Origin of the sequence: Winogradskyella sp. PE311 (assembly GCF_046545555.1) — a bacterium.
In the GTDB taxonomy this organism is placed as follows: Bacteria; Bacteroidota; Bacteroidia; order Flavobacteriales; family Flavobacteriaceae; genus Winogradskyella.
In genome coordinates this window covers 20,244-33,515 of the sequence record NZ_JBHZTH010000006.1, presented here as the reverse complement: position 1 = coordinate 33,515, position 13,272 = coordinate 20,244, and the positions used below count along the sequence as shown (strand labels likewise).

Annotated in this window: 10 protein-coding genes; 1 reads left to right on the top strand and 9 read right to left on the bottom strand. The window is 33.8% G+C overall.

The window, feature by feature from the left end; genetic code table 11:
• Positions 1–768 carry an ABC transporter ATP-binding protein gene (locus tag ACFWU4_RS15125; protein WP_411129385.1) on the top strand — a complete coding sequence of 256 codons (768 nt, stop codon included), beginning with the start codon at positions 1–3 and terminating at the stop codon, positions 766–768.
• Here the strand turns inward: ACFWU4_RS15125 and ACFWU4_RS15120 are convergent, their stop codons facing one another.
• The 9 genes from ACFWU4_RS15120 to pdhA all read right to left on the bottom strand — a co-directional run bounded on the left by ACFWU4_RS15120 (position 769) and on the right by pdhA (position 13,114).
• A complete protein-coding gene (locus ACFWU4_RS15120) occupies positions 769–2,262 on the bottom strand; it encodes a DUF389 domain-containing protein (protein WP_411129383.1) in 1,494 nt (497 codons plus the stop codon). It lies immediately after the preceding gene.
• Positions 2,263–2,265: 3 nt separating this feature from the next.
• Positions 2,266–3,354 (bottom strand): mannose-1-phosphate guanylyltransferase, encoded by a 1,089-nt coding sequence (locus tag ACFWU4_RS15115; RefSeq protein ID WP_411129664.1) that lies wholly within the window; start codon positions 3,352–3,354, stop codon positions 2,266–2,268.
• 12 nt (positions 3,355–3,366) lie between these two features.
• Positions 3,367–3,963, bottom strand: a complete 597-nt coding sequence (locus ACFWU4_RS15110) for a SprT-like domain-containing protein (RefSeq protein ID WP_411129381.1) — start codon at positions 3,961–3,963, stop codon at positions 3,367–3,369.
• Positions 3,964–3,993: 30 nt separating this feature from the next.
• Positions 3,994–8,031: an FG-GAP-like repeat-containing protein gene (locus ACFWU4_RS15105; RefSeq protein ID WP_411129379.1), complete on the bottom strand. Its 4,038-nt coding sequence runs from the start codon at positions 8,029–8,031 to the stop codon at positions 3,994–3,996.
• Between the two features lie 33 nt (positions 8,032–8,064).
• On the bottom strand, positions 8,065–8,706 hold the full coding sequence (locus ACFWU4_RS15100) for an HAD family hydrolase (protein ID WP_411129378.1): 642 nt from the start codon (positions 8,704–8,706) through the stop codon (positions 8,065–8,067).
• Positions 8,706–9,389, bottom strand: coding sequence for an SDR family NAD(P)-dependent oxidoreductase (locus tag ACFWU4_RS15095; RefSeq protein ID WP_411129376.1), 684 nt, complete (start codon positions 9,387–9,389; stop codon positions 8,706–8,708). Before ACFWU4_RS15095 ends, ACFWU4_RS15100 begins: the two co-directional genes overlap by 1 nt.
• Positions 9,382–10,383 (bottom strand): M28 family metallopeptidase, encoded by a 1,002-nt coding sequence (locus tag ACFWU4_RS15090; RefSeq protein ID WP_411129374.1) that lies wholly within the window; start codon positions 10,381–10,383, stop codon positions 9,382–9,384. Before ACFWU4_RS15090 ends, ACFWU4_RS15095 begins: the two co-directional genes overlap by 8 nt.
• Positions 10,384–10,489: 106 nt before the next feature.
• A complete protein-coding gene (locus ACFWU4_RS15085; protein ID WP_411129372.1) occupies positions 10,490–12,109 on the bottom strand; it encodes a pyruvate dehydrogenase complex dihydrolipoamide acetyltransferase in 1,620 nt (539 codons plus the stop codon).
• Between the two features lie 3 nt (positions 12,110–12,112).
• Positions 12,113–13,114, bottom strand: a complete 1,002-nt coding sequence (gene pdhA, locus ACFWU4_RS15080; RefSeq protein ID WP_411129370.1) for a pyruvate dehydrogenase (acetyl-transferring) E1 component subunit alpha — start codon at positions 13,112–13,114, stop codon at positions 12,113–12,115.
• Positions 13,115–13,272: the final 158 nt, after the last annotated feature.

Here is a 13,272-nt window from a genome sequence, read left to right as displayed (position 1 = left end):
ATGATAGAAGTTAAGGATTTACAAAAATCATTTGGTGATGCCCACATCTTGAAAGGTATTTCTACTTCTTTCGAGAAGGGAAAAACAAACTTAATCATAGGTCAAAGTGGATCTGGCAAAACTGTTTTTTTAAAATGCCTTCTTGGTCTTTTTGATTATGAAGGTGGCTCTATTTCGTACGAAGGACGCATATTTAAAAATCTAAGTACTGATGAAAAAACTGATTTAAGGTCTGAAATCGGAATGGTTTTTCAGGGCAGTGCGTTGTTTGATTCTATGACCATTGCTGAGAATGTTATGTTTCCATTAAGAATGTTCACAAAACAAAGTAAAAGCGAAATGGAAGATCGGGTTAACTTGGTTCTAAACCGTGTTAACTTATCTGATGCACATCATAAAATGCCAAGTGAAGCCTCTGGAGGTATGCAAAAGCGTGTAGCAATTGCACGTGCCATTGTAAATAATCCAAAATATTTGTTTTGTGATGAACCCAACTCTGGTTTAGATCCAAAGACTGCTATTGTTATAGATAACTTAATACAAGAAATTACGGACGAATATCAGATTACTACCGTAATAAATTCTCATGATATGAATTCCGTGATGGAAATCGGAGAAAAAATAGTTTTCTTAAAAGATGGTCTTAAAGCTTGGGAAGGCTCAAAAGAGACCATATTCAAAACCGACAATCAAGTTGTTACAGATTTTGTTTACTCTTCCAACTTATTTAAAAAAGTTAGAAAAATGTACATTGAAGAGAATCAATAATTAATCTCTTTTGATATTAATTTTTTCAGTTTTTAAAGCTTGTTTGAGCCATACTAATAACTCACCTTCTTTCACCAAAGCCACACTGTCATTAACTGAAGCTTTCCATTTTATATTGGCAACAGTAAGAGTGTCTATTTTTATAAAATCTTTAGACTGTAACATTTTTGCGTATCCAAAATACTCTAAATCATCAAATCTTATCTTTGTATCCTTAGCTAAACTGGAGAAAGGAATATCGTTTTTAGTATTCTTTGCTTCTATCTGCTGGTTTAAGCCAGAGATGTTTTCTTGTAATTCTTCTATCTGCTTTTCGAGACCAGAAATTATAAGATCCTTTTTATCTAACTCTGTAATAGCACGGTCGTAAGCGTCAGATAACTTATCGAAACTTCTGTTTTTATTACCACTGATTTCAAGTTCAAATTCACTTATTTTATCATAACGTTTCAACTCATTTCTTAAATCAACCTCAGTCGCTTGCGTAATTTCGCCATTAAAGTATAAGGTTATTTTTTTATCGTCAGTATTCATGGTACCATTTTGTAACCAAAGCTCATTATTAGATTTTACTTCATCTTGAATAAAACTATAATAATCTTGTTCAAAACCACTTTGCTTAATGAATTTAACAAATGTCCAAATAGCAGGCGCCATAACTAGTATAGCTACTAAAGATGCAAACTGCCCTATCCTTTTACGCTTTTTTGAGTTGGCGTATTTAAGCATTGGAAACTTTAAAACCTTCAATACTAAAAAGGTTGCTAATGCAATAAATATAGTGTTGATTGTAAATAAATACATTGCACCAACAAAATTATCCCAATTATGTGCTAAGCCATATCCAGCGACACAAAGAGGCGGCATTAATGCCGTAGCAATTGCCACACCAAAAATCACTGAAGCTATAGTTCCTTTCTTGGTTCTAGCTATTATTAAAGCAGCTCCACCAAAAAATGCAATTAAAACGTCACGAACATCCGGCTCGGTACGTCCCCAAATTTCATCATTTGGTATATCTGCTGTAGGAAAGAATTTGAAGAACAAAAAAGCTGTTAATAAACTCAGAACGATCATAGTTGCTAGATTGATAAGAGACTTTTTAAGCGTATCAATATCATTCAACGCTATAGACATACCAACACCTAAAATAGGTCCCATTAAAGGAGATATTAACATAGCACCAATAACAACAGCTGTAGAGTCTGCATTTAGACCAACAGAAGCTACGAATATTGAACAAATTAAAATCCATGCCGTTGCTCCTTTAAAAGGAATATCTGCTTTAATTGCAGCTATTGTAGCATCTCTATCAGTATCATCTCTAAAGTCGAGAAGTTCATTTAAAAATGTCTTTACACTAGCAAATAATCCTTGTGCATCTTTTTGTACAGCTTTTTTCTTTTCTTCAACAGCATTATCCTTATTCATCTCATTAGTCATCTGACTATCCTTCTCATCTTCAGAAAAGTTGAATTTACTTTTGTCACTCATATTTTAACCATATTCTTCTCCAAAATTAGCTTTAACATTTTGAAGAACTTTTTTAATATCTTGTTCTTTTGCTTTAGGAAAGATAAGTAAAACTTCGTCTTTATCTACAATGATATAATCTTTTAATCCATCGACAACAACCACTTTATCTCCTTTTGTTCTAATCATGTTACCAGATGCATCCTCAGCTAGAGTCTTTGCATTTACAACAGCATTATTACTATCATCCTTATCTAATTTATCATAAAGACTACCCCATGTTCCTAAATCATTCCAATCGAATGTAGCAGGAATCACGTGCACATTTGTGCTCTTTTCCATAAGCGCATAGTCTACCGAAATATTTTCTGCTTTGGGATAATTCTCTTTTATAAATTCATCTTCAAACTCTGTATTATAAGTACTTATACCATTTTCAAATAGTTCAAATAATTGAGGCTGGTTTCTTTTAAACGCAGCTACAACAGTCTTAGCGCTCCACATAAAAATACCTGCATTCCATAAAAAATTTCCTTGATCTATAAATGTTTTTGCTGTTTCATAATCTGGTTTTTCTCTAAACTGATTTACAGATTTTATTTCATTCTTATTAGAATTATCATATTCAATATAACCGTAACCAGTATTAGGAAATGTAGGTGTAATACCTAAAGTCATTAAAGCATCGTTAGATTCGCAAAAATCGAAAGCTGTTTTTACATTAGCAGAAAATGCTTGTTCATCTTCGATCCAATGATCACTAGGTGCAACAATCATTACGGCATCTTCATTTTCTTTCTGAATCTTTAATGATGCATATAGTATACATGGCGCTGTATTTCTCATAGCTGGCTCTAAAACTACTTGTCGTTTAGTAACACTTGGTAATTGTTCTAATACCAAATCATTATAACGTTCATTAGTAAGTATAAAAATATTTTCTTCTGGAATTAATTTTGCCAGGCGATTAAAAGTCTTCTGAATTAATGTATCTCCCGTGCCAAGCATATCGTGAAATTGTTTTGGAAAATCTTGTGTACTCACTGGCCAAAATCTCGATCCTACTCCACCTGCCATAAGTATGGCATAATAATTTGAATTTTTGTTATCCATCATTTTTAATTTTTAATCAAGAACTTCTACTTCTGCATTTGGATTAAACAAGTAAAGTTTACCAGAATTAATCTCAATACATTCGTATCGCTTTCTTCGTTTATTACCTCTTTTAAAAACCCTACCATTATAAAGCCTAAAAGACTGATTCAAAGGTACTTCAAATATATAAGTCTTATCATTACTATCGTCGAAATTCTTTAAAGCTAAGGCGAGTGGCGCGTCTGAATCGCTAGACGCCTTTGGGTTTTTAAAGTGTTTTGCTAAAAGTGATAGTAATTCAATAGGAAAAACTTCTGGTCTCAAAAAAGGTAACATCAGATGCTGAAAAGTATGTTTCCATTCTTTTCCATGAGGTTTTATATTCCGACCATACCTTTTAAAAGCTTCAAAATGCGCAATCTCATGGATTAAAGTAATTAAAAATCTATATGAATTTAGGTTTGAGTTTACAGTAATTTGATGTTTACCATTAGGTAACTGTCTATAATCACCATGCTTTGTTTTACGTTCACTCTTAATTTTTACAATTAAATTTTCATTTAACAGTATTGGCCTTATGATGGGCCAAGCTTCCTTTGGTATAGAATTTATAAGCTCTTCTTGCATTAATATAAAAATAACCTATTTATTGATACGCTATTTATTTATTACTATCATCTTAGAACTATTATTCACCTTTAATACATATAATCCGGATGCATTAGAATTGAATGTTAAGGTTGTAGTATTATTTATATCATTAAATATTCTATTGACTACATTGATTTTACGACCACTAATATCATAAACAATAATATTATCATTAGCTTTTGTATTGCCTATAAAAATTTCTTTATTAATGGTTGGATTAGGATATACTGTTATAGCTTGGTCAATATCATCAACGGTTAATGATCCATTAAAATATGGGACTGCAAAATCGAATACGTCTTCTGCAACAGCTTGACCAATGAATCTTCCAGGAATATCGTCTGCTGGAGGATGAATACCACCCCAAATTCTGCTTAAACTTGTCTGATCTGAAGCATCTCTATAAGTTGCCCATTGCAGTACAACATCAACCGACGGCCCTTCCTCAAAGACTAAAAACTCGTTTGCCTTTGCTGTAAATTCTCCTAAACCACCAGGAAAATATTCACTACCAGTAATCATTGTCAATAACTCCGCAGCTGCTCTAGAGTATGTAGAATGCCCTGAAACATAGCCCGCAAATGGAGGTGTTACAAATGTCGGTCTTTGATATGGATACCAATTTTCAGCCAAAATCCAGCCTACACCAGCTTGGTCAGTTTCTGTATTTCCAATAAAGTCGTGACCTTTCCAAGTAAATAGTTTTATTTTACCAACATGTTGATTAGCAAAACCAGCTAAAGGATCACCAAGCTCTACCACCTCAACGTAATCTTCTAAAAGCGGTATACCACCAATATCATAATTAGCTAAGGTATTGTTAGTACTTTGGCCTTTTTCTGCCATAGAGCGAATGGCCGAAATTGGTCTAATATAATCATACCAACCTTTAACACTCCATGCTGAAATTGCAGAATCATGCATTCCTCCTCCTAGAATGAAATATGCTTTCACATCCCATTCTAATGGATCCAAAATGTCTCCAACACCTTCAAAACGTTTTTCAAATTGAGGATTATCATTTACATAATTCAATATTGTAAACCAATGACCTGGAGGAGTTTCAGAATCTGGTCCATCTGCCCAAAATTCAGCCAATACTCTTGCATAATCACCTCTAGGAACTATATTTACTTCATAAGGACTATTAGTAACTGGGTTTAAATTATGTCCATTACTATTTGCTCCTCCTTCTATAAAATTGTAAAAACTCGGGTAGTCTGAATAATTTGTTGGAAACGTACTTATATCAACATTACCTATAGAGTTAGGAGATATATCCCACATAACTCCATCTGTTTGGTCTAAGTGTGATTGCCAAACAGAAACCATTGAAAATCCCCATTTATACGCATCACTGTCAGTATTATTTTGAGTTAAACTGATATATGGCGGATTCGAAGGGTCATGAAAAACATTAAAATCATTACCATCTCTTTGATATGTAACTTTATCATCTTCAGACAATGCAAAACCAAATACATTTCCCCATTCGGGACTTAAGAATGGTGGAACATTACTTCCCACAATATTACCACCTTGATCAATAAAGATATCTAACCCTAGAGGTTGCCAACGATTTGGATCGTTAATTGGCGGATTATCATTTGCATCTAAAGCATATGCTTCATTAACAGGCTCATAATACGCATTGTCGTAACCTGTTGCTTCTCTTGAACCATCTTGAAAACCATAATCTATAATCGTTTGAGCTACATAATTACCTAAAGCTGCGGCATCTCCATCCTCATAAAAGAGTGATGTTAGGTTTATATCATAACCGAGCTTATCCATTAATAAATCAAATGTAGCCTGCGCGCTTTCCTGATCTGGCGAATTTTGAAAACGATGTGTTAATAGACGATACATAGCATAGCTAATAGCCTTACGTAATGAAGGATCAATTTCTTCAACTGGTATAAACTCTTCTAATGTACTAGAAAAGTTATTTACCGTATTACCTATTAAGTAAGGACTAGCATCATTATCATAAATAGCCCAAATATCGTACATCGCAATACTTGTATGAAATAAATTTCTTGCATGGACAGTAGGTCTTGCAAAATCACCTCTTATTGCCTTTAATAGACCCTCATTCCAAAGTCTAGCCGTAGAGATACCATCTGCTAAATTCGCAACACCTAAAGAAACATCAATTGAATTTTCTAGACTAGAACATTGGTCATCAGTTTCAGTTACTGTGACGCGTCCAGATGCTTCTAATTCCCAGTGTACCGTAATCTCATTACTCCCTTGCCCACTTAAAATCTCTCCACCTGAAACTTGCCATACGGCAGAAGAATTACTTCCTAGAGCATAACTATAGGTTTCTGTTCTTAAAAATGATGAACTGGTATTACCCACAATTGTTTGTGATTCTAGGTACATACAAGAGCCATCATCTAAAGTTGCACTTGGATTATAATTACATGATACGGGATCAGTACATCCATAAATTTTTTGACTCGGCTCAATATTAAGAATCTCAAAACCTTCACCTTCGGTAGCTTTTATTATAATATCTGAATTGAGATTAGTAAAGGTTTCTATTAATCCGGAAGGCCATTGAATCTCCAATTCACTTATTTGAGTAGCATCAGCAAGTCCAAAATGTATGGCTTGTAAACTTTGACTTAAAAAGCCTACACCAGAATAATAACGCTTTAGTGTTCCATTTATAGTAGTTAAAGAAATTGTTGTACCAATCGCATCTCTATTAGACACCGTACCTTCTAATTGTATTTTAAACCAATGTAAAGATGGCGTAACGTCATCAAAATTTAGCGTCTTATTTTCATATAGAAATGACACTCCATCGCTGTTAGATACAAACAAATCAATATCACCATCATTATCATAATCGAAATCAACTACTTCTACACTAATTGTCTGTTCGTTTAAACCTAACTCGGATGACACATCTTCAAAGATTTCTTGTCCTTGTACTGTAAGATTTTTAAAGTAAAAATTAGGCTCTGCGTTTCTGTCCTCTAAGGAAAAACCGTTAGATACAAATAAATCTTCATCACCATCTAAGTCAAAATCAGAAAATCGTGTTCCCCATGCCCAAAAGGTATTGCCTACATTTAATGCATCTGCAACTTCACTAAAAGTATTATTCCCATTATTTTCCAAAAAGAAATTATCGTCAATTGCTGTAATAAAAATGTCAAAATCTCCATTATTATTGTAATCGCCAATTGTTATTCCCATATCGTTACCCATGGTATTTAGGCCATAAACCAAGCCTTGGTCAGAAAATGAATTACCACCATTATTTATATAGAGATTGTTGGGTTCATTCAAATCATTAGAGACTAATAAATCAATAAAGCCGTCAGCATTAAAATCATAAGGTAAAGCTGTATAACTTGCAATATTATTTGAAGACTCAATTCCTGTCGAGGCCGTTACATCCGTAAATGAATTATTGCCATTATTCTGATATAACTGGTTACTACCACAACCAGCCCAGTCGTTGATATAAATATCTAAAAAACCATCATTATTAAAATCAAACCAAGTAGCACCAGTATTTCGACACTCATTGGCAGTGTCATTGAAACCAGAAATCCCAGTTACATTTGCGAAAGTACCGTTCCCTAAATTTCTCCATAATTGAACCTTAAAAGAATAGGTTAAGAATAAATCTGGAAATCCATCATTATTATAATCACCCCAAGATGCACCATTTTTAAAGCCATCTAATCCTATATAAGATTCCCCACCTTCATCCTCTAATAATAGCTCATCAAAACCAGCAAATTCCGTTATGTCAGTAAAAGAACCATCATTATTGTTTCTATATAAACGACTTAAAGTTTTTGGACTATTTGGATTATCCTTAGCTTTTGCAACAATAAAAATATCTAAATCATTATCGCCATCATAATCAGCAACTGCGACTCCGTTATTTTCTTCTGCATTAATTCCAACAATTTCTTCAACTCTATCAAATGTTTGAGAAGATAGTTGTATCGTGGTTGTAAAACTTAAAAATAATAGAAGAAATTTGACCTTATAGGTTTGTAATTTTTCAATCATTAACACTTTTTTTTATAAATATAAAAATTAGTCTTAACAATTCATTAACATTGGCAACATTATCATATCATTGAAGGTTTTCGTCGCTTTAATTTGCAATTCATCTTTATAATCATGAGCAGTGTAGCCATAAACATCAAAGCCACCATTTAAAGCACCTTGAACACCTATTGGACTATCTTCAATAACTAAACAGTCTTTTGGCTCAAAACCCATAGTTTCTGCTGCCCATAGAAAAACAGCTGGATCTGGCTTCCACTTTTTAACAGCATAGCAACTAAATATGTTCCCTTCAAAATAAGGCAAAAGACCTGTTAACTCTAGATTGAGTCTAATTTTACTTTCAGGTCCACTTGAAGCTACACAAAATGGAATTTTTAATTTTTTAATAACTTCTTTAATTCCTTCAATTGGCTTTATATCACTTTTAAATTTTTCAAAAGATTGTCTTCTGTAATCACTTTCAAAACTTTTTGGAATTGGTGCATCAGTCAAGTCTTCTATTTGATGCATACAATTTTCTAATGAATTACCTTTAAAGTGTTGTAAGGCATATTCCAAATCAATATTTGCTCCTAATTGATTTGCCAAATCAACAATTACTTGATTCCCAATCACCTCGCTATCTACTAAGACACCATCACAATCGAAAATAATACATTTATACCTAGACATTAAGGAGTAGAATTTGATACCTGTAAAGCTTTACCATTGTAGTATTTATTGCCATTTAGTGCAAAATCATGGATATAAGTTGCCATTTCTAAAGCTGTTGTAGGCGCCTGATAATCTGGGAAAGCTTCTTTTAGCATCTCTGTTTGTACAGCACCTAATGCTAACACATTAAATTGTGGGCCTGTTTCTTTATATTCTTCTGCTAATAATTCTGTAAGAGTTATGACGGCGCCTTTACTAGAACTGTAAGCCGCAAGACCCGGAAATTTAACACTGCCTTGAATACCACCCATTGAACTTATAGTTACAACATGGCTGTTATTTTTCATAAATGGTAAAGTAATTCTTGTCATTTCGGAGACTCCAAAAACATTGGTTTCATAAACTTTTGCAAAGTCTTGAAACGTAGTTTCAGAGAAAGATTTATTCAATAAAGTTCCTGCATTGTTTATAAGAATATCCACTTGACCCCATTCTTCAGAAATAAATTTCTCTACCTTTTTATAATCTTCCCCTTTGCATAAGTCGAAAGCGAGGGATTTTATATTTTCAAAATGCAAATTGCTAACTGGTTGAGCATTTCTTGATAATGCCAATACATTGTGACCCAGATTAGCAAACAAATGAACTAATTCAAATCCAATTCCTCTACTTGTACCTGTTATAATTATATTTTTACTCATCGTTTAAAACCACTTCTTTTGTTGGTGTATTCATCATTCCTTCAAGTGCAGGAATCATTTTATTTATAAAGCTTGCCATATGGGTATAATCCATTTTATCAGCCTCGTCATCTACATGATGATAATATTCAAAATTCGTGAAATCGAACGTTGATATCGCATGTGCTGGCATATTTAATTCTTTAAAAAACGGATAGTTATCTGATCTAAAAAACAGATTAAACTCTTTTGCTTTAGGAAAAAACCCTACAACTTCTTCCCCTGCATACTTATTTAATGTTGGTGCAAAATTAGAGCGATTATAGCCACTCATATAGGCCATAGACTTATCCGCAGCTCTAGGCACTCCAATCATTTCAAAATTTATCATAGTATATGCATTTAAGCCTTTAGCTTTTAACTCTTTTGCTAAATGACCTGAACCTTTCAATCCCATTTCCTCAGCAGCATATAGTGTTATTAAAATACTACGTTTATTTGTTTTTGAATTTGCAAAATACCTACCGAACTCCATAGCTGCTATAGTTCCTGAAGCATCGTCATTAGCTCCATTTGCTATTTTATCGCCATTGACTTCTTTACCCTCACCTATGTGATCGTAATGCCCACCTAAAATTATGAACTCATTTTTTAGTTTTGGGTCATTCCCTTCGAGCATACCAACTATATTATAACCTATGAGTTCACCTAGTTTAAAAGTATCGCGATAGGTCTCAAAATAGGGCTTTATATTATTTTCCTTAAAGTAATTCTCAATAAACACTGCCGCTTTTTCTATACCTTTACTTCCAGTTGCTCTTCCTTCTAGTTCATCAGAAGCCAAGTATTCCATGCTAGCTTTAATATCTTTTGGAGTTATTGTAATTATTTTCTGGTCAGAAAATGTTTTAGCTTGTTCGGTTCCATCCTTACCAGGTTTTCCGTCTTTAGCCTTTTTACTTATAGAGCAAGAAAACAATGTTAGTACTACAAATATTGATAGTAATTTCTTCATGTTATTTGAATTGATAATTTAAAGATAAAAAAATCCCGATTCGTAATTAATCAAATCAGGACTTTTAATATGTATTCTGAATTGTAACAGAATAATTTATTTTTATTTATACTAACATCGTTACCGGATTTTCAATATATCCTTTTAACGTTTGCAAAAATTGTGCTCCTGTTGCACCATCAACTGTTCGGTGATCGCAAGCTAGAGTTAACTTCATAGTGTTTCCTGGAACAACTGCGCCATTTTTAACTACTGGTTTAGCAACTATCGCACCTACAGATAAAATTGCAGAATTTGGTTGATTAATAATAGAAGTAAAACTTTCTATACCAAACATTCCTAAGTTAGAAATTGTAAATGTACTCCCTTCCATTTCATCTAAAGCTAATTTCTTATTTCTAGCTTTTCCTGCATATTCTTTTACAGCAGCACCAATTTGTGTTAAGCTTTGCTCATTTGCAAACTTTACTACTGGTACTAATAATCCATCTGGTACAGCAACTGCCACACCAATATGTACATGATTATTTAATTGCATTCTGTCATCAAACCATTGAGAATTAACCTGAGGGTGCTGGCGCAATGCTAAAGCACATGCCTTAACAATCATATCATTATATGAAATCTTAGTATCTGGTATTGAATTATACTGTGCTCTAAATGCCATTGCATTTTCCATATCAAATTCCACATTTAAATAATAATGTGGTGCACTGAATTTAGATTTTGCTAAATTCTTTGCTATTGCCTTTCGCATATTTGAATTTGGTACTTCATCAAAATCTTCTTGACCTGATGGTACAAATTTCCCTAATGATGCAGATTGGGCAGATGGCGTAAAACCTTCTATATCTTTTTTAACAATTCTGCCATTTTCACCAGAACCATTGACTTGAGATAAATTAATTCCTTTTTCTTCTGCCATTTTCTTGGCTAACGGTGATGCAAATATTCTTCCGTTCGAAGTTGAACTTGAAGCTGAAGTTGAAGTTGAAACTTTAGGTTTTTCTTCTTTAACTTCTGCTTTTGGTGTTTCCTTTTTAGGTTCAGGTTTTGATTCTTTTTTAGGCATGTCTCCAGTCACTTTAAAGTTCTTAGCAACATTTGTAACATCTGTACCAGCTGGACCTATGATGGCTAATAATGCATCTACCTTAGCAGAATCACCTTCGTCTAGTCCGATATGTAATAAAGTTCCCGATTGAAAAGATTCAAATTCCATAGTCGCTTTATCGGTTTCAATCTCAGCCAAAATATCACCTTCTTCAACCTCTTCTCCAACTTTCTTTAGCCATGTTGCGACTGTACCTTCTTCCATCGTATCGCTTAATCGCGGCATAGTAACCACGATGACACCTTCTGGTAAATCTTCAGTAGAATTATCAAAATCAACATCCGATACGTCTTCAACGGTATCTTCTCCTTCGGATATTGCATCAGACTTTTCTGCTTCAGTACTTCCATTTAATAAACCTGAAATATCTTCACCTTCTTCGCCTATAATTGCTAGAAGCGTATCGACTTTAGCTGTTTCTCCTTCGGGAATACCTATATGCAAAAGAGTGCCTTCGTTAAAAGACTCAAACTCCATCGTTGCTTTGTCTGTTTCAATTTCAGCCAAAATATCTCCTTCTTCAATCTTATCTCCTACTTTTTTTAACCAGGAAGCTACAGTACCCTCTTCCATTGTATCGCTTAAACGCGGCATATTAATTACTTCTGCCATAGCTTACTTAATTTTATGATCTATAAATGGATAATCTTCTTGCTCGTAAACGACATCATACATTACACTCTTCTCCGGATATGGAGATTCTTCAGCAAATTTCTCGCACTCAGACACCAGCGCTTTTACGCGTTTATCTATATCTTTTAATTCTGCTTCAGTAGCATACTTATTTTCTAAAATGACATCCTTTACTTGAGTAATAGGATCTATTTTCTTGTACTCTGCTACTTCATCTTTCGTTCTATAATGCTGTGCATCAGACATTGAATGGCCTCTGTAACGGTAAGTTTTAACTTCTAAAAAAGAAGGTCCACCTCCACTTCTAGCTCGAGTAATAGCTTCATCAAATGCTTCTGCAACCTTAATTGGATTCATTCCATCTACGGGACCGGAAGGCATTTCGTAGCCCAACCCTAATTTCCAAATATCGGTATGATTGGCAGTTCTTTCAACAGAAGTTCCCATAGCATAACCATTATTTTCACAAACAAAAACTACTGGTAGATTCCATAACATGGCTAAGTTAAAAGTCTCATGTAACGAACCTTGTCTAGCCGCTCCATCACCAAAACAACAAATAGTTACTCCATCAACATCATGGTATTTATCACCAAAAGCAATACCTGCACCTAATGGAATTTGGCCTCCTACAATACCATGACCACCATAAAAACGATGTTCTTTTGAGAATATATGCATAGAGCCTCCAAGGCCTTGAGAAGTACCTGTTGCTTTACCATACAATTCTGCCATAACACGTTTTGGATCTACACCCATACCTATTGGCTGTACATGATTACGGTAAGCAGTTATCATTTTATCCTTTGTTAAATCCATAGCATGTAAAGCACCCGCTAATACAGCTTCTTGTCCATTATATAAGTGAAGAAAACCCCTTACCTTTTGTTGAATGTAAACTGCGGCAAGTTTGTCTTCAAACTTTCTCCAGAAGTACATATCCTCGTACCACTTTAAGTAAACTTCTTTAGTTATTTTTTGCATTTGGCTAATTATTTTATGTCAAAAAAATGACTTGGCTGGTCTCTAAAAGATCTTTTAAAAAGATACTATAAGAAAAGCACAAGTTAATAACAAAAATAACACTTTAGATAATAATGAAGAAACTGTAATTGCTAAAAAAAAAGCCAATTACTGAAATT